Source organism: Paenibacillus phyllosphaerae (assembly GCF_014192105.1).
Classification (GTDB): Bacteria; Bacillota; Bacilli; order Paenibacillales; family Paenibacillaceae; genus Paenibacillus_Z; species Paenibacillus_Z phyllosphaerae.
In genome coordinates this window covers 197,969-218,949 of the sequence record NZ_JACHXK010000008.1, presented here as the reverse complement: position 1 = coordinate 218,949, position 20,981 = coordinate 197,969, and the positions used below count along the sequence as shown (strand labels likewise).

The window sequence follows — 20,981 nt, the reverse complement described above, 5'->3', positions numbered from 1 at the left end:
CTGTTATATTAGCTTCTTCGCGGCTCGTGATATCGGTAGCCGGGTTGTTTTAGGGCATCGGCCATAGCGAAGGGACCTCCTTGAATTCTATACCCGTTATTGTCCAGCAGCGATGGTTAAATCATACAGTGAATACTTCCGGATTTACTCTGTTAGGAAAAAGAGCCCTCCCGAGACAATACTCGGTAAGGGCCCATGAAAGGATGAACGAAAAACTAACGAACGATGGTCTCTCCGCCCTGCTCGCCTACCGTGGATTGATGATCCAAGGAGGCTTCGGCAATGTCCGCGAATGCCCAGTGCGTAGTTGGTACATCTGCCCAGATCTGCTCCACCACTCCGGACAGCGGACCTCTGCCCAATGCCCGATTGATGATTACGACAGCTTCCGCCCGCGTTAACAGCTGCTGCGGCCGGAACGTACCGTCCGCATAGCCTTGGATGACGCCTGCGCCTTGAACCGACAAGATCGCTTGTTCAGCCCAGCTGCCTTGAATATCCGAGAATCCGGCTCCTTCCTTCTGCTCGCCCGTAAGGAGCTTCGCTGCAACAGCAGCCATCTCGGCGCGGCTGATCGGTGCGCTCGGGCGGAATGTTCCATCCGCGAAACCTTGCATCAGCCCTTGCCCAGTAACGGCTGCGATTGCCTCGGCAGCCCAATGGCTGTCCGCCACGTCGCTGTACGTTCGATTCGCGACGGCGGCCTTAGCGTCAGCAACGCGCGACAGAATCGTCGCCATCTCGGCGCGTGTCAGCGTTTGTTCCGGCTTGAATAGATCACCGGCAACACCTTTCATATAAGCGGCGTGACGAATTGCCTGTGCTGCGTCGAACCCAATAGCAGCGAACGTGCTGAAATGGTCTACGTTAACTTGCAGCCCCTTGCCGCCTTGCCATTCCACGATCGTGCCTTGCACGAATGCCGTCGTGCCGTCGCTGTGCTCGATATAGACGCCAAGCTTATCGTATTCGAGCGCCGCCGGATCCAGCGGGAGTATTACGCTGACTTCGCGGTGTTGCAAGTTCGTCTCGATGGCAATCGGCTGGCCGATGAGCGTTACTTCTTGCCCGTCAGCTGCCGCGATGACGATGCTTGCCGCGTTGGAACGGCTAGCCAACTGATCCTGCTTCCCCGCGTCTCGAACCGGCGTAAAAGTGAACGTGACATCCTCTTGTACGCCCGATAAGGATTCATTCGGGATCAATACCGACGCATTCACCGTATCGATTCGAAGATCCAGCTTCGCTTGCGTGATCGTCTGAACCGCTTCCTTCGCCAGCGTAACTTTCGTCTCCGCAACTTCCTTCTTCCCGTCCGGGATCGAAATCACGACTTCGGCAAGCCCAGCCGCCGTCAGCTTCTGTATCGCATTGACGGTTAATTCCTTGGTCAGCGTAACGGTATCTTTCTTCGACCCGTCCGCTTGAGTCGTGCGGGTAATCGGCAGTTGGAGCGCATCGGAGTTATTGGCTGATCCCGCTCCGCCAACAGTGCCATAGATTGCTTCGCCGCTGCCGCTGCTTGGCGGTATCGAAGTCGATGGCGACCCAGGCGACGGATTGACGACGGATGCTGATCCGACTTCATAGACGATCTGATCGACGAGCATGAGCGCGCCGGATTTTTTCACCGCCTTGATCGTGTGGAATTTGTCGCTCAGCCCGCTGATCTCGAACAACCGCTGTTGAACGGTGCGCACTTCCGCAGAAGTATGGATCGTCTGCTTCAATTCGCCGTCCACATAAACTTCCACTTCGCCTTGCTGCGGACCGGTCGGCATATAGAGCGCAGCCCCGGTACCTTTGAACGTGTATGTGAAATAGTCGCCGTTCGTCCCCGTAGCATGGACATCTTCCCCATGATCCCCTTCAAAATGGAACGTCAGCTTCGCTTCGCCGTTCGACAAGGAAGCCAGATACGACTTGCTGATCGTGACAGTCCCGCCGGACGCCGTGTAATCGGTTCCTAGGACAAGCGTGCTCGTACCATTCGTTATGCCGCTGAAATTCCCGGCATCGCCGAGCAAGGTCACGTTCAGATCGGACTGCGCGGACGGATTCTTGTCAAATTCCGCCGTGGCCGGATCAATCAACGATGGAATCTGCACCTGAAGCATGTCGAGCAGCATGAACGTGCCAGATTTTTTCACCGCCTTGATCGTGTGCTGACTGTTCGTTAAGCCTGAAATCTCGTAGACGGTTTGCAGCGTGAGCCGCCCGTCATGATGAGTGTCGACCGTACCCTTGAACTCGCCGTCGATGTAAATATCCATCTCGCCTTGCGATTCATCCATCTCGGTAATCAGTTTGATGCCGGTTCCCTGGAACGCATATTGGAACCAATCGCCGTTCTTCTCGGTGAATTGTACGTCGTCCTTGTAGTCGCCGATCCCTCTGCCCGAGTTCCGCGACCAAGAGCCGTTGTACAGAATCGCCGGATCGTCGTTGTTGATGTTCATGTATCGGCTGCCGTTGGATGTTGAATTGATGATCGTGACCTTAAGCGTCTGCGCTTCGCCTGCGCTGAAGGTGAACGTTAGCGTCATCGTGCCTAACGGCTGCGCTGCCAAATAAGCTTTGCTGATCGCAACGACATCATCTTGGACCGAGTAGTCGACCCCTTCGGTCAATCCTGCTCCCTTGTTGGCAATACCGGTCAACGTATTCCCATTCAGGGTGAGAACAGTGTGTACATCGGCTTGAGCCGACGTTTTCAGATCGAAATTGGCGGTTTGCGGTGCGATCGCGCTGCTTTGCTCAGTAGGGCCGGTCGTCACTCTGAGCGCATCGAGCAGCATGTAGTCATCGCCGTTATTTGATTTTTTGACCGCCTTGATCGTGTGCTCGCCGTCATTCAGATCTTGTCGGCTGAAGACCGTCTGCTGCACGAGCCTCTCGCCCGTACTCGAAGTGTCCACTGTCTCCTGTAGTTGGCCGTCCAGGTAGATCTCCATGCTGCCCTGCGAAGCGTCCTTCTCGGTCATAATTTCGATACCGGTGCCCGTGAACGTATAGCTGAAGTCATCTCCTTCGGTCTGCGTGTAATGAACGTCCTGCTGATAGTCGCCGAAGCTGCGATTCGTGCTATGCCCCCAATTTCCGGTATAGACGATGGCAGCATTATCGTCGTTAATGAGCGCGGTTTCTACTGTTGCCGACGCTTCCGACGCTTCCGACGTATCCGACGTTTCCGTATCAGTATCAGTTGCGTTCGCGTTCGCATCGACCGCTTCCGTAGAATCAGATTCGGCGGGCTCGATTATGAATGGTTGAGAAGCTTCTTCCACTGCAATCGAGTTCACAGCCTCTTGCGTGCTCGAATCCTTGATCGTCAGTTCCAATTCCTGCGATCCTGCCGTCTGCTCGTGTCCGCCATTACGGACCCAGTCGCCGGTGTATCTCATCCCGGTATCGTCGTCGTTCACGCTGGACGTACCGTTCTTCGCCGTCACCTTGAACAGGCGGGATGCATGCGGCTCAAGTTGCTCGGCGGTGTAGCCCGTCTTGAACGAACCGAGATTCTTATGGCTCCACAGATCCCGGACGGCCGCTTCGCCGCTCAATCCGATATCGCTCCAATTGACGGTGACGTTCGTGCTCTTCGTGCCCAGATTGAACAAGGCAACCGTGTACGTGCCATCGCCATTGTTGGCATACCATACCTGCTGATTCGTCTCCATCGATACCGGATGCGCCGGACGCCCCGCCTGATTGACGGCGATAACCTCGTCATTGGTCAACAGCGACAAGCCGTAATCGTCCAGCTTCGTCAGATCGTCGCCCGTATACAGCTGCGCCGATGACATGGCCCATAGCGTCATCGCGGTCTGCCGCTCATCCTTCGTCAGTCCGTTCATCATGCCGTTGCCGATATTGAGCGAGTCGAAGTCGTTCCATCCGCCCGGTCCGGCATCCCGCCACCAGAGCGCGGCATCCGGGAACAATCGGGCAATGTTCGCCCATTGCGTCATGCCGACTTTCGGATCATACGATTCAACGTCCCAATTCACCCGCCAGCCGTTGGCGTGTTCCTTCCAGAAATCGATGTAATTGTGATCGAGCGCCCAGGAGAGCTCGAACCAGATCTTATGATCCTGTTTCGCCAAAGCCTTCGACCATGCGGCGACGTCGTCGCGCGCATCGATCGACGTATTGTTGTGTCCCGAGCCCGGCGTTACGCTGTCGTATTTCAGAAAGTCGATTCCCCACGACGCGATCATCTCTGCCAAGGAATCGATATAAGCTTGCGCGCAATCCCGCGAGCTTTCCGATTGAAAATCGATCTTGTAGCCGATGTTCCAATAGTCACCGTAACGGAGCGGTTGAGCGGCGATATCTTTCATGCTGCACCCTGGCGCGTTGTAGATCGGCAAGTCCGCTTCATAAGCTTGCGGCGACAAGCCCGGGATCATGTAGATACCGATCTTCTGGCCGTTATTGTGGACGTAATCGATCACTTCCTGGAAACCGTTCGGGTATAACGTCGTGCTCGGGATCGGACGTCCGTATTCGTCCATGCTGCCATTCCAGCCCGCATCGATGTTGATATATTCGTAGCCGTGCGCCTGCAGCTTCTCATGCATCGCATCGGATTGCTCCTTGATCTTCGCCGCTGACGTCCAGCCGGACGGACCGTCGTATACCTGTAAGCTGAACGTGCTCCAGCCCATATAAGGTTTCTGTGCCAAACCGTTATCGGCCGCCTCGGCAACCTGCTGCTTCGGTACGAAGCCGAATTGTCCGATGACGATGGCTGCCATTAGCAGCGCCATCCATGATTTTCTAATCGCTTGGTTCACCATACACCTCTCCTTGTCGAATAGTAACAACGCTTTCAACAATCGGATGCGAACTCAGCGACTAAGGCGGCTGAAATGGATGTTCAGCCACCCTTGAAGCTGATGCGAGCAAACGCTGAGTCGGGTCTACATGCCGATCAGCCGTATAGCGGTGTTTCAGGAACCGCTATGCATTATTTGCTCGACGAATCGTACGCTTTTTGCAAAATTTCGAGGTAACGGTCCAACTTCAGATCTTGCAAGCCTTGCACGTAGCTGTCCCAGTCTTTGTTCAGATCTTTGTTGCCGGTGACGAACTGCAGCGCATTCTGCTCAATATAGTTCTTGATATTGGTCTGTAGCATGCTTGCTTCATCCGTCTCGGTCGGATCGAGCCAGATCGACCAGAGCGGGAACAGCTCTTGCGGTTCTTTGCCTTCGTACAGCAGCGTTGCGTTGTATAGGCGCCGCTCGTAACCGGACGGATCATAGATGTCCGTCGCTTGCACGTAGCTGTCGCGGTATTCTTTCGGCATATAGAAGTGGGCTACGCCGCTCCAGCCTGCGTTGCGCGGCGCTTCGCCTTCGACGGCAGGAATCGGCTTGAACTTCGCTTCTACGTTCTCGCCGAGCGCCTTGTCGTCCGGACCCGGTTTCTCCCAATCGATGCCTTCGAGCCCTGAAGCGCCATTGGTCTGCCCTTCCGGCGTGAACATATAATCAGCCATCTTGATGAGCGCGATCTGCGCTTCCTTGCTGGCTTTGTTCGTAATGACGAATTTCGCGCCAGGAATGACGCCGCCGCCGTCATGCGTGGCGAATTGACCGTGAGGGCCAGTCAACGGCGGTACCGGATTGTAATCCGCCGAGTACTTGTTGCCTTTGTCGATATTGACGAAGATGGCTGGGTGCATGCCCGCTCCTGCGCCGAGAATCTGCGCGTCGCCGTTCTCGCCGATTTTTTTGAACGCTTCCGCATTCTGCGTGAACGCGCCAGGATCGATCAGTTTCTCGTCATAGAGCGATTTGACATAAGCAAGGCCTTCCTTCCACTCTGGCTTGATCGCGGCGGATTCTACCTTGCCGTTCGTCAGGTTCAGATAGTTCCGGTCGTCGTCGTACACGAAGCCGTTCATCAGGAACGGAATGACGCGAACGCCGAAGTCTTCGATCGAACCGGAGAGCGGTACTTCGTCCGCCTTGCCGTTGCCGTTCGGATCTTGCGTTTTGAACGCTTGGAGCACTTTTTTGAAATCGTCGGTCGTCTTCGGCATTTCGAGGCCGAGTTTGTCGAGCCACTTGGTGTTCAGCCACATCTTGTTCGGATACGAGCAGTGGAAACATTGCGTGTAAGCGATGAGGCCGTAGATGTTGCCGTCCGGCGCGGTGCTGTAGGCTTTGAGGTCCGGATGGGCTTCCATGGCCGCTTTGATATTCGGCGCGTATTGATCGATCAGGTCATTAAGCGGAACCAGAACGCCTTGCTTGCCGTATTTGAGCACATCCGCCTGCGAGAACTGATCGATATATTGCGGCAGAATATAGGCGTCCGGATAGTCGCCGCTGGCGAGCGAGATTTGGCGTTTCTCTTTGGCGCCGTCCGATGGGTTGAGCTCCCAATCGATCTTCAGATTGAATTTCTCTTCGATGAAGGCCGTGAATTTGTTCGTCGGCAGATCGATGTTCGTCTCCTGGATCGAGAAAACCTTGACCGGCACCGGCTCGCTGCTGCCTTCCGACGTCTGGCCTTCCGTGGTGGTCCCTTCTGTCTGTGCGCCGTTATTGGTTGGTGCGTTGTTCGTCCCGTTGTTTCCTCCGTTGTTGCCCGAACAAGCGGACAACAGCAGCCCCGCTGCGACGATCATGGCTAATACGCTGCCTAATCTTTTGTTCACGTGAATCGCTCCCTCTTCGCTAAATTTGTCTGCAGGTTGATTCATCTCGCCGATCTGACCCCCATCTAAATAGCCATCTCCCCTTTCAAGCAGTGACAGTAACCGGATCAGCCTTTCACCGAACCGACGAGCATCCCTTGGACGAAATACCGCTGCACGAACGGATAAATGATAAGCACCGGCAGCGTGGCGACGACGATCAAGGCGTACTTGAGCAGCTCCGCAAGCTGTTGGCGCTCGACCATCTTCATCGCGTCCATCAATCCCGAGCTGTTGTTCTGGATGATGATACTGCGCAGGACAAGCTGCAGCGGGAACAGGTCGGCTGATTTCAGATAGATGAGCGCGTCGAAATACGCATTCCACTGGCCTACGGCATACATCAGCACGAGTACGGCCAGGATCGGCTTCGATAACGGAAGGACGACGCTCCAGATGAAGCGAAGATCGCTGCAGCCGTCCATCTCGCTCGCTTCGATCAGCTCCTCCGGAATCGAAGAGAGGAAGAACGAGCGGGCGATGATGACCTGCCATACCCAGATGGCGTTCGGGATAAGCAGCGCCCAGCGCGTGTCGATCATATGCAGCTCTTTGACGACCATATAGGTCGGAATGAGGCCGCCGCTGAAAATCATCGTGAAGGTGATGAGCATCATGAGCGCATTGCGTCCGAAGAACGTTTTGCGCGAGAGCGGATACGCGATCATGACCGTCAACGCGACGCTGATGAACGTCCCGACCGCTGTATAGAACAGCGAGTTGCCGTAGCCGGTAATAATCTGAGGAGTGGCCAGCAGCGTCTTGAAACCTTGGAACGAGATATCGACCGGCCACAGCCACACTTTCCCCGAAGTGACGGCCTGCGGCGAGCTGATCGAGCTGCTCACGATGTAGATCAGCGGATAGATCACCGCGATCAGCACAAGCGTCAATATCGTATACACGACGATCATGAAGAGCCGGTCGCCCGAGGACTCCCTGATCGTTCTTTTCATCGTTGCCATGGGCACTTACGCTCCTTCTACCACAGACTATTGTTGGAAAATCGCTTGGCGAGACTGTTCACCAGCACGAGCAGGATCAAGTTAATGACCGAATTGAACAAGCCCACCGCCGTCGCGAAGCTGTAATTGGCGTTCAACAGTCCGATGCTGTAGACGTAGGTGGAGATAATCTCCGAATTGACAAGGTTCAGCGGGTTCTGCAGCAGATACACCTTCTCGAAGCCGATCGCCATCACGTTGCCAACGTTCAGAATGAGGACGATGACGATCGTAGGCAGGATGCCCGGCAGATCGACGTGGAAAATTTTCTGGGCACGCGATGCCCCATCCACCTTCGCCGCCTCATAGAGCGTCGGATCAATCCCCGATAGCGCGGCGAGGTAGATGACCGCGGTGTATCCGGCCGTCTGCCAAATATCCGACCAGACATAGATGGATCGGAACATGCCTGGCTCGCCAAGGAAGTTGATCGAATCGAGACCCATGTTATTCAAGAGCACGTTCACGAATCCCAATCTCGGCGCCAGGAAAAGCATAATCATGGAGACCATGACGACCGTGGAGATAAAATACGGCGCGAAGGTAACCATCTGCACGAGTCGCTTGAACTTGCCGCTGCGCACTTCATTGAGCATGAGCGCAAGCAAGAGCGGGATCGGGAATCCCGCCAGCAGCAGGTAGCCGCTTAAGAAGATCGTGTTCTTGATCAGATCCCAGAAGATCGGGTTCTCGAAGAAGAGCCGGAAGTTCCTCATCCCTACCCAAGGGCTTCCCCATATGCCTTTGATGACGTTGTAGTCTTTGAAGGCAAGGACGGCATTGAGCATCGGGTAGTATTTGAAGATGAGGAAGAACAAGACTGGCGGCAAGACGAGCAAATAGAGCTGCCAATGTTTTTTGAAGCTGCGGATGGCTGTACCGGAACGGCGGCGCGACGGCCGAGTCCCCTGTACCGGTTTCTCCGCTACGATTTCTGCATTCAGAGCAATCCCTCCCAAAGTACGTTCGCAACCTTGCATGATAACGCTTCCACACCACGATATTAGCGGTAATCGGCGCTGCTCGGGTAGGTACACTTCGGGATATGGGCGTACATATGAGGATTCCCCTCCCCCTTCCCCCTCGCTATTTACCACCCCTAAGTCCCCTCGCCAGGGGATTCCAAGGGCCCCGGCCCTCTGGACACCCAGAATAGGCGAAGTTGTTACGCGGCCGTCTTCGATCTGTCCTTTCGGCGGTGGACCGCTTTTGTACCCTGCGGAGCGGAAGTGTACCTCTTCCGCTCGAAGGTACAAAGCTCTTGGCCGAGCTTCGTTCGCGGCGTTGATGCCTTGGGAGGTGACCTGGGCGTTATGCGCTTGATGCGCATTGCGTGCTGACTCTCGCTTGACGTCCACTTTGTGGACACGCTAACTTCACTACAAAGTAAAAAAGCTTGCGCCGTCGAGTATCTCGACTTTGCAAGCTTACAATCATTTTTGTTGTGTTCTTCTCAGCGTACGTCGTACTTCATCCAAGTAAAGAAGTACCTATTCCGCTACCTGTAACACTCGCTAATCCCGAACGCTTACACCTGTGTACTCGCACCCCCTACTTCCCCTGCTGTTCCATATACGCATCGTATCCTTTTTGCATAATCCCGACATACTTGGACAATCCCATCTGCTCGAGCTCTTCCACATACCGTTCCCAACCCGTGTCTAGACTGCGCTGGCCCGTGATGAACTGCAGCGCGCTCTGGTCGATGTAGCTCTTCAGATTCGTCGCGAGGACGCTTGCTTCTGGCGAAGCTTGTTCATCAACCCAGATCATCCAATACGGGAAAATCTCCTTCGGCTCATGTCCGGCATATAGCCGGGTTGCTTCCTGAAGCCGTCGCTCGTAGCCATTCGGGGCATAAATATCATCGCCCTGCACCCAGCTTTCCCGATACGAGCGCGGCATATAGAAGTGTCCCGTTCCGATCCAACCCGTGTTGTTCGGCGCTTCGCCAGCTTCTGGCGAGAGGAACGCGACCTGAGGCGCGGTTCCTTCACCCAGCGCACGCTCGCCCGGCTCCGGTTTGCGCCAGCCGATACCTTCGGTCCCAGACTCCGCGTGAATCTGCCCCTCCGTCGTGTAGGTGTAATCGACCATCCGGATCAGGGCAATCTGCGCTTCCCTCGACGCTTTATTCGTAATGACGAATTTGGCGCCGGGGACGATGCCTCCCTCATTGTGCACCGCGTAACTCGCATAGGGTCCGGTCAGAGGCGGCACCGTGTTGTAATGGCGGGATCGCCCGCTTCCATTGTCGCCGGAGACGAAGATGTCCGGATGCATGGCTGCTCCGGCCCCGAGGATTTCATCCCCGCTGTTATCGCCGAGACGACGGAACGCATCGGCACTCTGGGTGAAGGCACCGGGATCGATGAGCCCTTCTTCATACAGCGAGCGGATATACGCCAACCCTTCGCGCCATTGCTGCGTGGTCGCCACAGATTCGACTTTCCCGCCAGACAATCGCATATAATTACGGTCGTCATCATAGATGAAGCCATTCATCAGGAACGGCATGATGCGTACCCCGAAATCCTCGGTCGATCCGCTGAGCGGAATTTCGTCTCGCAGGCCGTTCCCGTTCGGATCCTGCGTCTTGAAAGCTTTGAGTACTTGTTTGAACGCTTCCGTCGTTGTCGGCATCTCAAGCCCGAGCTTCGCTAACCAGTCGGTATTCAGCCACATTTTGTTCGGATAAGAACAGTGGAAGCAATCGCTATAACTGACCAGCCCATAGATCCGGCCGTCAGGAGCGGTATTTAGCGCGCGCAACGTCTCATTCTGTTCGAATGCCGCTTTAATGTGAGGCGCATAGTCGTCAATCAACTCATTAAGCGGCAGGAATATCCCCTGCTTCCCATATCGCATCACGTCGGACTTGGAGAATTGATCGATGTATGCCGTCAACATGTACGTGTCCGGATAATTCCCGCTTGCGATCGAAATTTGACGCTTCTCTTTGGCCCCTTCGTACGGATATGTCTCCCACTGGAATTTCACGTTATACTTCTGCTCCAGATCGAGCGTGAACGAGCTCGTCTCCAAGTTCTGCCTCGCATCCTGCAGCGCGAATACATGAATGGGCACCGGGGCCTCTGAGAGTGTTCCTTGCTCCGGTGAGTTCGCCGGCGATTCCGCGCAACTATTGAGCAGTACAGCGACGACGACGAGCAAGGCAGCGCACGTCATCCAATTCCGGTTCATGGTCCACCTCCGATGTCTACTGGAAGGATTGCCGATATACGCTCGGCGATACGCCGGTCACTCGCTTGAATGCGCGCCGGAAGGAATGGGAGCTGTTATATCCGACGCTTGCGGCAATCTCATCGACCGTCACCGAAGAACGTTTCAACAATTCCGCAGCCTGATCCATGCGCACATTCTCCAGATGGTCGGATAGATTCGTCCCCGTGACGTCTTTGAACAACGTCGAAATATATTTCTCCGGCCGTTCCACCTGCTCGGCAATCCGATAGAGCGTTAACTCCGCATCGGAATAATGGGCGGCAATGTATTGCTTGATCTGCTCGACCGTCTGGCTGTGAAGATCCTGCTTCTTGCTCACTATCATGCCGCACAGTGTCTCGCTAATGTCGAGCAGCTCGGCTTCCATGCCCGGAATGGAGTCATGCAGCGCAACGGCCAGAATCCGTTCCTTGACGGCTTCAAAATGCGGCGATTCCATAATCGTCTTCTGATCGAGCAGCTTAAGCAGCGTTCCCTTCACTTCCACGATCAATTGGCCGGCCATCTCCGGCGACAATTCGCGCTGCTCGGTATTCTGTTGAATGACCGATCGCATAATCCGCTTCGCTTCTTCCGCTTCCCCGGCGCGTATCGTGCTGATCAGACGAAGTTCCATCTCCAGCGGATAATAATACGTAGCGCTTTCCTGACGGATATCGTCATGCCAGAAGAATCCTTTGCGCTGCCAATACTCCGCGTGGGACATTGTCTCCTTCGCTTGCTCATACGAACGGCTTACTTCCATCTCCGAAGTGAAGAATGAACCGAACGCGCCGTCAATCGAAATTTTGTATTCGCCGAACATGGAAGCGACGAAGGGCTCCATCATTTGCGCCAAGCCTGCCTTGCCGCTCGCCTCATCCTCGATCGTCACGATGGCGACGACCCGATCAGAGCTAAGATCCGTCAACAGAATATGCGGCAGTAACTCTCGCAAGTTTTGTTTCAGCAGCAGCCTGGCCGTATTCAGCTCATGGAGCACTTCAACCGATTCCATGCCGGCGTAGCCATGAATCCGAAGAATGCCGACATAGCCGCAAGTAGGAGTATCGTCAAGGTCCGCCTGCTCGGCCGCCGCATGGATCTCCTCCCGCGACTGGAACTCTCCGGCAAGCAGACGTTTCAAGAAAGCGTCGCGGATCAAAGGCAGCTGACGTTCAAGCTCCGTCTCGAGCCATCTGCTGTTCGTGATCATGCTGGATATATTCCCTTGCAGAAAATCGTATGCGTTCGTCCCGGCTGGCGCTTCCTTGCCGAACTGCTCCCGCATCATGCCCAGCAGCCGGTGAATCGGCGCGCTGTTGCGGCGGGATAGCACCCAACCGATGCCAAGCCCGATGACGAGGGCGGCGCCGGTCACCGTCCATGTGATCGACTTGATGACGTTCGCGTTCTTCATGAGCACATCGCGGGGAATGCCGGCGCGATATACCCAACCGTTCGAGTCCGAACGGATCGTAATGACCAGATCGTCGCCGAAGAATTGGCTTTGCTTGCCTTCGTCGAATCCGGCATCGCTGTTCATCGCGTCAATGGCCGCCGGTTCGATGCCTTGCGTGCTGATGGCATGCCCTTCCGAATCGCTCACATAGGTCCATCCGCCGTAACGCTCCCGTACGCCGGTCAACAGGCTTGCCACGGTTTTCTGATCGATGAGGATCACGACGGTCGCAGGCGCTTCGTCCCCGAAGCTGTCTAATGGAAGCGATTGCAAATACGAAATGACGGATGTTTCCCCTCCGTTCGTAATAAACGGGGTAAGCGGCATCATCTCGCGGCTATGCGTGCGGCCGAGAATGTTCGTCTGCCAGTCTTGAAGCGACATATCGCGGTAATGCGCGTTCTCGTAGTAATGCTCGGGCCTAAAGTAGGCGGAGCCAGGCGTCAGGACGACATTATAGTTATGCAGATAGATGTAGTAATTTTTGAGAAAATCGTTCGTCTGGCCGAACACCATGACTTCCTTCATGATTTTCCAGATGCCGTACACATTCTCGTTGCTGGCCGGCTTCTTCTCGTTCATAAGCACATAGAGATCCTGATTGAGCGCGAGCTGTCTAGTGAAGCCTTCTACCTCGGCCATCCGCCGCTCGAGCATCTGCTGGCTCTTCTGCAGCTGCGTGACGCTGTTCTCGATGGAGATGGACTGCGTTACCGAGATCGATGTCCGGTAAGACATATACCCGGCTATGCTCGGGATGATCAGAATCACGATATACGAGATCAAGAATCCGCGAAAAATTGTGGAATCCTTCGCCACTGGCACTCCCCCTCATTCCTCTCTCAAGCTTACTATATATTGCCAGTAAAGCCTTGCGCAATCGGAATATTCATCACCCGCCGCCCGGTAAAACGGAAAAGACAACTACAGTTGACCTGTAGTTGCCTGCACGAATCTTATCGTCCTTCCTGCACCGTCGCGCTTGCCTTCCAGCTATAGGAACCGCCTGGTGTGAGCGAGATCGGGATGACGCGGTCTCCGTAACGAAGCTGGGTGTCCACACTTGAGTATGCCTTGACTACGGCATCGACCAGCTCGCCATCCCGCCAGACGATATCGACCTCCGCATTTCCTCTTGCCCGAAGTCCTTTTACGCTGCCGCTGGCCCACTTGCTTGGCAGCGCCGGGAGCAGATGAATCTCGCCTGCATGGCTTTGCAACAGCATCTCCGCGATCGCGGAAGTTCCGCCGAAATTGCCGTCCGCAACGAAGATATTCGTCTCGGCGCCCGCAATGCCTGCCTTCGAATAGGTGAGCAGATTATCGAAGCATAGTTCGCCGATTAGGTATGACAAATGTTCGTATGCGGATTCCCCGTCATGCAGTCTCGCATAGCTGGCCGCGAATTGGGCGAGCGTGAATTCGACGTCTTCGAAGCCGTCTTCCCGTTTGCGCGCCTGCAGCGTTACGCGGGAAGCCTGACTAAGTGCTGGCGTGCGGTTCGGAGATATCTCATTGCCGGGATACAGGCCATATAGGTGCGAGATATGCCGATGGTCCGGCTGCGCTTCCTCATAATCCTCCAGCCACTCCTGCAGTTGACCGTTAAGACCGATCTGCAGCGGCGGCAGCAGCGCGATCGCGGCAGACAGTTTCTCCCGGAACTCTTGCTCTTCGCCTACACGTTCGCTGACTTCCAGCAAGAACGTAAACAGCGCGCGAATGAGCGACTGATCCATCGTCGGACCCATGGATAACGCATGGCTGGCATCGCGATTGCCCTGCACGTGGAAGCTGTTCTCCGGCGAGTTCGATGGACCGGTCACGAGCCAGCCCTTTTCCGGATGGATGACCATATAATCGAGGAAGAACCTCGCCGCTTCTTTCAACACCGGATAAGCCTGCCCGCGCAGGAATTCATCATCCAGTCCGAATTCATAATGATCGCGCAACTGGCTTGCGATCCACAGACCACCCGTCACGTTCAATCCCCAAGAGAAATACCATCCCGGCGCGGAGAATCCCCAGGCGTTCGAGAACACGTGAGCCGTCCACCCTTCGCACCCATAGAAGTCCGAAGCCGTTGCTTCTCCCGCCTGAGCCAAATGTTGAATGTACCTCAAGAGCGGCTTATGGCATTCCGCCAGGTTTGCCGCTTCCGCGGGATAATAATTCATCTCCGTATTCACGTCGAGATGATAATCGCAGCTCCATGCCATCCGGTTCGCTTCCCCGTCGTTCCATATTCCTTGCAGATGGAGCGGAAGCGGCGAATCCGAACGTGAGCCGGCAATCATCAGATACCGCCCGTATTGGAAGAATAGCGCGAACAGTTGCGGATCGTCCCCGTCTGCGGCAAGCTGCCGGATCCGTTCGTCGAGCGGAAGCGAGTCCGCATTGGAGCCGCCGAAATCCGCTTCGACTCTGGTATATAGCGAACGATAATCCTCCATATGGTTGGCGCGAAGACGCTCATAACCTTTGTCCGCGGCTTGCCCGATCGTAAGCAATGCCTCATTCTGCCACGAATCGTCCGCCGCCCGGTAATCCGTAGCCGCCGCGCAGTAGATCCATGCTTCATCGGCGCCCGTGACCCGAATCGTATCGCCTTCTGTGCTGACCGTCCCGTTGCTCGTCACGACTTGAATCGCGCCGCGGCACATGACGCCGCATTCGCCGTTGCTGTGCATCGTCTCGACGGCTTGACCGGTGAATACGAGTCTTCCTGCGCCATTCGTTTCAACGGCGAAGCGTGTCGTCCGTCCTTCCAGCCGGAGCGTGAACGAAGTGCCGCCCGGTTCATCGTTCCACAGACGAGCAGCGATGACGTTATCGGCATGTGAAGCGAAGACCTCGCGGTTAACCGCTTTCCCTTCCATGCTCGTTGCGCGATAGACCGATTCATCGAGATTCAGCTCGCGCTCGAAGCTCTCTCCTTCTCCGTCCAATGAAAGTTGCACGTCGCACAACGATATGTTCGTGCCGAAATTCTGCTTATCCGCTTGCAGAACCCGGCTTGCGATCGCCTCGCCTTCCGCGTATTTGCCGGCGAAGAACAGCTCTCTCATCGCGGATAAATCTTCCTTCCCTTTCGAATCCGCAGGCGTACGTTCCTCCTTGCCGGACCAATACGTAATTTCGGATAAACTCCAGGTTTCACGAGCGATTCCGCCATAGACGACGGTGCCTAACCTGCCATTGCCGAGAGGCAGCCCTTGCTTCCAATGATCTGCTTGCGTGTCGTACCATAATCTCATCGTTTATCTCACCCGATATTCGTTAAAGTAGTGTGGAATGATGTCCGTCGACGCGCCCGGCCGCTCAGGCAGCACGTAGAACCCGTCCTTGACGGTCGCCGGTTCTTCGAAAATATGGCGAATCCAAGGGATGTATTCGAGCATGAACGCGCCAGGCGTAGACGCGACCAAATGCTGATGAATCTGCCCCATCTCCCCGACATGCGGGCAGAGCGGGATATCGTAAGCGGCGGCTAACCCCGCAACTTGAAGCCATTCCGTAATTCCCGCTACGCGGGTTACGTCGACTTGGCAATATTCGATCGCTCCGGCGTGAATATAGTCCCGGAACGCATGTTTCGTATAGACATGCTCGCCGATCGCGATCGGGACGTTCAAGGCATCGGCCAGCTTCTTGTGCCCCATGATATCGTCGGGATTGAGCGGCTCCTCGAGCCAGAACAGATTAAATTCCTCCAGCCGTTTGCCCCATGTCATCGCCGTGTTGACGTTCCATTGCTGGTTGACGTCGATCATGAACAGCGTCTGGTCGCCGATCGCTTGGCGCACCGCTTTCACCCGTTCATAATCTTCATGCGGGTCGGGTTTGCCGACTTTGATCTTCACGCCCGTGAAGCCTTGCTCCACAATCTCGGTGACATCCTTCAGCAGCCGGTCGGTCGACCAATTCAGCCAGCCGCCATTCGTGTTATAAGCCTTGATGCCCTTGCTCTTATGTCCGCCTAGATACTGCCATAGCGGCCTGTTCGCCGCTTTTGCCATAATATCCCAGAGCGCAATATCTACGGCGGCAAGCGCCATATGGGTGATACCGGCCCTGCCGATCCAATGCATCTTGCCATATCGGAGCGAATCCCACAGCTCCTTGACCATGAACGGATCCTTGCCAATCAGCTCCGGTGCATAGTATCGCTCGATCGTGTCGACGATCATGTCGTCGCCGTGCGCGCAAGTCCCCGTATATCCGCAGCCGACAATGCCTTCGTCGGTATGTATGTTGACGCCGGACAAGCCCCAGTGGGAAGCGGCGTTGATCGCATCCGTAATGGGAGGCGTGATCGGCACGTGCAGGACGAATGTTTCGACTTTGGTAATGATCATTTCCTTCAAGCTCCTCTCGCGCGTAATCGTAACGGGACATGGCCAGTCCCGAATTCAATAACCTAACGAAGCGCCGCCTTCGATGGGCAGCGCGACTCCCGTTATGAAGGAAGCTCGGCGGCTCGCCAAATAAAGCACGGCGTCGGCCACCTCCTCCGGTTCGGCGAGCCGGCCGAGCGGATGCATCTCGCCCAGCAGCTGCCGGGTTCGTCCAGGATCTGGTTGTTGCTCCGTCCAAGCCTCTAATAGCGGGGTACGAACGCCTGCTGGGCAGACGCAATTAATGCGTACGCCGTCTTGGGCGAAGTCGAGCGCGAGCGACTTGGACATCGCGATGACCGCGCCTTTGGATGCGGTATAAATCGGATTGTTCGCTTGTCCGGTAAGCCCGCCGAGCGACGCCACGTTGACGATCGACCCTTGCGTCCGCCTCAGATAAGGGATAGCATGCTTGATGGTGAGGAAGACGCCTTTCAGATTCACATCCAACAGCCGTTGAAAGTCCATTGCTTCGATCTGCTCAATGGATCCGGGATGAATGATCGCCGCATTGTTGAGCAGCACGTCCAGCCTGCCGAACGTTGCGATCGTGCGTCCCAGCATGCTCTTCACGTCCGTCTCGCTTGCCACATCCGTGCGCACAGCGATGGCGCGAACGGGCAAGTCCGAGTCATCGAATTGTTCATTCATCCGCTCCGCGACTCGATTGCCTCCCGCTTCATCCCGATCCGCGATGACGATATAGGCTCCTTCCGTTGCAAAACGATACGCGGCAACTTCGCCGATCCCGGAACCACCGCCGGTCACGATGACGACTTGATCCTTGAATTGCAAGGGTTTCCCCCCTCTCCCTGCGCGTGATTCCTATTCGTCTGACGTTCTTGCCAATTCCTTTCTTTTCATTCGGTTGCACCTATCGTATCATGTTCCTAATGATTCGTATTTGTTAGCGCATCCATAAATTTGACGATTCATCCGGTAATGTCATATAGAATCCATTCCCCGAATTGGAGGCGATCCCCGCTTGAAAACCATAGCCGAACTGTCGCCATATGTCGGCGATACGATGCCTTATCTCTATGACGGCAGCTCCAATGAACATCTGCGCGTCTGCAGCGTCTATGCGTTTCATCTTTTTACCGACGGACCCGGGGAGATGGAGATCGACGGGCAGCGCTTTCCGATCGAGCGGCGCACGCTCATCTTTCTTCGGCCGGGGCAGCCCCACGCTTTTCACATTTCGCCCGCGCATCCGCTGTCCTCGCATAACCTGTACTGCGATATGTGGGATACGGGAACGCCTGTCTCGCGCCATCGCACGTTCATCTATGCCCCGCAGCCGTTTCGACTTCCGGAGCTGTCGCTCGCGTTGCCTTGTTCGGAGCTCGACAGCTTGCCAGGGGTCTTCTCGCTGCAGCAGCATCCGCACCTCTACGATGCCTTCCTTCATATGGTCAAACAAAACAACGAAATGCGGGACTATCGTCAGGAGATGGTCAATGCCTTGATGTATGCCTGGATGCTGAGTTGGTATAACGCTGTCCATACCCGCACCCCTCGCGATTATCGGATCGTACGTCTTCTCGAGCAGTTGGAGCAGCATCCCGAGCAACGCGAACCGCTAGAGCATTGGTGGGGCAAATGCGGATTGAAGCGAACCTACTTCCATGAGCTGTTCCTCCGCGAGACCGGCATGACGCCGAAGGCTTACCAGCACCGGCTGTGGATGCGCCGTGCGGCGAACCTGATTCAAGAAAGCGACCTAAGCATTACCGCCATCGCCGAGCGGCTGGGCTATCCGTCCATCCATCCGTTCACCCGACACTTTACGGCGTATTATGGCGTAAGTCCGAAACAGTTCCGGTTGCATCCGCAGATGAAGCAGGATGGGAGCATGATTCAAAGATAGACAATATGTTTAAGAATAAAAAAGAGGCCGTCCCATTGCCATCTCTTGGATGACATGTGGGACAGCCCCTTCAATATGTCGACTTACCTTTATTTCAGGTCAAAACGATCCGCATTCATCACTTTCACCCATGCAGCAACAAAGTCGCGTACGAACTTCTCTTTGTGATCGTCCTGTGCATACACCTCGGCGATTGCGCGGAGAACAGAGTTCGAACCGAAGACAAGGTCAAATGTCGTCGCTGTGCGCAGGACTTGGCCTGTTGTACGGTTACGACCTTCGAATACGTCTCCGCCAACCGGCTTCCATTCCACGCCCATGTCGAGCAGGTTAACGAAGAAGTCGTTCGTGAGCACGCCTTCGCGATCGGTGAATACGCCGTGTTTCGTGCCGCCGTAGTTCGTACCCAATACACGCAAGCCGCCGAGAAGAACGGTCATTTCCGGTGCCGTCAGGTTCAGCAGTTGAGCCTTGTCGACCAATAGCTCTGCCGGGCTTACGCTGTATTGTTTCTTCTGGTAGTTGCGGAAACCGTCAGAGATCGGCTCCAGTACCGCGAAGCTTTCGAGGTCCGTCTGTTCTTGCGTTGCATCGCCGCGACCGGCCGCGAACGGAACGGTTACCTCGAGGCCTGCAGCGCGTGCAGCTTGTTCTACTGCGGCACTTCCGCCGAGTACGATCAGGTCAGCCAGGCTAACTTGTTTGCCGAAATCTTCTTGAATGCCTTCCAGAATCGTCAGCACCTTCGTCAATTGAGCCGGCTGGTTGACTTCCCAATCCTTTTGCGGAGCAAGACGGATACGGGCGCCATTCGCGCCGCCGCGCATATCGGAGCCGCGGAACGTGCTGGCCGATGCCCAAGCGGTCGTGATCAGCTCGCTCGGCTTAAGACCGGAGTTCAGAATCTGCGACTTCAACTCTTCTACGTCTGCGTCTGTTAACTCGTTCACGCCGGCAGGGATCGGATCTTGCCAGATCAGCTCTTCAGCCGGAACTTCCGGACCAATGTATCTCGTGATAGGTCCCATGTCACGATGCGTCAGCTTGAACCATGCGCGAGCGAATGCATCCGCGAATTCCTCCGGATTCTCATAATAACGGCGAGAGATTTTCTCGTATGCAGGATCGACGCGCAATGCCATGTCCGCAGTGGTCATCATTGTCGCTACGCGAACGGATGCATCCTCCGCATCTGGTGCCTTATGCTCTTCAGCCTGGTTCACGGCATGCCAGATATGAGCGCCTGCCGGGCTCTTCGTCAGTTCCCATTCATAGCCGAACAATTGCTCGAAGAATCCATTGTCCCATTGTGTCGGATTAGCCGTCCAAGCGCCTTCCACGCCGCTACCGATCGCGTCGCGTCCTTTGCCCGACCCGTGCGTGCTTACCCAGCCCAAGCCCTGTGCTTCGATCGGAGCCGCTTCCGGATCCGGTCCGACTTGCGCTGCATCTCCTGCGCCGTGCGCCTTGCCGAATGTATGTCCGCCCGCTACGAGAGCGACGGTTTCTTCGTCGTTCATTCCCATCCGTTTGAACGTTTCGCGAATGTCGCGAGCGCTTGCAACTGGATCCGGATTACCGTTCGGACCTTCCGGGTTGACGTAGATCAGACCCATCTGCACAGCTGCCAGCGGATTCTCCAGATCGCGATCGCCCGAATAGCGATTATCCCCGAGCCATTCCTTCTCGGAACCCCAGTAGATGTCTTCTTCCGGATGCCAGACGTCTGCGCGTCCGCCGCCGAACCCGAATGTCTTGCCGCCCATCGATTCAATCGCGACATTGCCTGTCAGGATGAACAAGTCAGCCCAAGAAATTTTGTTGCCGTACTTTTGCTTAATCGGCCACAGCAAACGACGCGCCTTATCGAGGTTGACGTTGTCCGGCCAGCTGTTCAGCGGCGCAAAACGCTGCGTGCCCGTATTCGCTCCCCCCCGGCCGTCGCCTGTACGGTATGTACCGGCGGAGTGCCAAGCCATACGGATGAAGAACGGACCGTAATGTCCGTAGTCAGCCGGCCACCAATCTTGGCTGTCCGTCATCAGGGCGTGAAGATCTTGCTTAAGGGCATCGTAATCCAGCTTCTTGAATTCTTCGGCATAATTGAACTCTTCGCCGAGCGGATTCGATTTGCGGTCATGCTGATGAAGAATGTTCAAGTTCAGCTGATTCGGCCACCAATGTTTATTCGATGTCGCACTAGGATTGTGATTCGTAGCGCTCCCGTGTAAGAATGGGCATTTCCCTGCGTTTCCATTAGCTGTCGTGTCCATGTGTACCCCCAGATTAGAATTATAATAACTTGTTAATT

The 20,981-nt window shown here is 55.4% G+C and carries 11 protein-coding genes; 1 reads left to right on the top strand and 10 read right to left on the bottom strand.

What is annotated here, in order from left to right:
• Positions 1-215: 215 nt before the first annotated feature.
• From FHS18_RS18560 to FHS18_RS18520, 9 genes are all read right to left on the bottom strand, one after another.
• Positions 216-4,802, bottom strand: a complete 4,587-nt coding sequence (locus tag FHS18_RS18560) for a X2-like carbohydrate binding domain-containing protein (RefSeq protein WP_183601590.1) — start codon at positions 4,800-4,802, stop codon at positions 216-218.
• A gap of 170 nt (positions 4,803-4,972) precedes the next feature.
• Positions 4,973-6,673: an extracellular solute-binding protein gene (locus tag FHS18_RS18555; RefSeq protein WP_409348560.1), complete on the bottom strand. Its 1,701-nt coding sequence runs from the start codon at positions 6,671-6,673 to the stop codon at positions 4,973-4,975.
• A gap of 107 nt (positions 6,674-6,780) precedes the next feature.
• Positions 6,781-7,677, bottom strand: a complete 897-nt coding sequence (locus FHS18_RS18550) for a carbohydrate ABC transporter permease (RefSeq protein WP_183601588.1) — start codon at positions 7,675-7,677, stop codon at positions 6,781-6,783.
• 17 nt (positions 7,678-7,694) lie between these two features.
• The gene (locus FHS18_RS18545) at positions 7,695-8,588 is read right to left on the bottom strand and encodes an ABC transporter permease (RefSeq protein WP_343060576.1); all 894 of its coding nucleotides are present in this window, start codon (positions 8,586-8,588) and stop codon (positions 7,695-7,697) included.
• 679 nt (positions 8,589-9,267) lie between these two features.
• A complete protein-coding gene (locus tag FHS18_RS18540; protein ID WP_183601586.1) occupies positions 9,268-10,920 on the bottom strand; it encodes an extracellular solute-binding protein in 1,653 nt (550 codons plus the stop codon).
• 16 nt (positions 10,921-10,936) lie between these two features.
• Positions 10,937-13,222, bottom strand: coding sequence for a helix-turn-helix domain-containing protein (locus tag FHS18_RS18535; RefSeq protein WP_183601585.1), 2,286 nt, complete (start codon positions 13,220-13,222; stop codon positions 10,937-10,939).
• Between the two features lie 137 nt (positions 13,223-13,359).
• Positions 13,360-15,660 carry a glycoside hydrolase family 95 protein gene (locus FHS18_RS18530; protein WP_183601584.1) on the bottom strand — a complete coding sequence of 767 codons (2,301 nt, stop codon included), beginning with the start codon at positions 15,658-15,660 and terminating at the stop codon, positions 13,360-13,362.
• A gap of 3 nt (positions 15,661-15,663) precedes the next feature.
• Entirely contained in the window at positions 15,664-16,761 is a 1,098-nt protein-coding gene (locus FHS18_RS18525; protein ID WP_183601583.1) for a mandelate racemase/muconate lactonizing enzyme family protein, read from the bottom strand.
• Positions 16,762-16,815: 54 nt separating this feature from the next.
• The gene (locus tag FHS18_RS18520; protein ID WP_183601582.1) at positions 16,816-17,595 is read right to left on the bottom strand and encodes an SDR family NAD(P)-dependent oxidoreductase; all 780 of its coding nucleotides are present in this window, start codon (positions 17,593-17,595) and stop codon (positions 16,816-16,818) included.
• 190 nt (positions 17,596-17,785) lie between these two features.
• Here FHS18_RS18520 and FHS18_RS18515 point away from each other — a divergent pair, with 190 nt between their 5' ends.
• Positions 17,786-18,670 (top strand): helix-turn-helix transcriptional regulator, encoded by an 885-nt coding sequence (locus FHS18_RS18515; RefSeq protein ID WP_183601581.1) that lies wholly within the window; start codon positions 17,786-17,788, stop codon positions 18,668-18,670.
• An 89-nt stretch (positions 18,671-18,759) separates the two neighbouring features.
• Here the strand turns inward: FHS18_RS18515 and katG are convergent, their stop codons facing one another.
• Positions 18,760-20,943 (bottom strand): catalase/peroxidase HPI, encoded by a 2,184-nt coding sequence (katG, locus tag FHS18_RS18510; protein ID WP_183601580.1) that lies wholly within the window; start codon positions 20,941-20,943, stop codon positions 18,760-18,762.
• Positions 20,944-20,981: the final 38 nt, after the last annotated feature.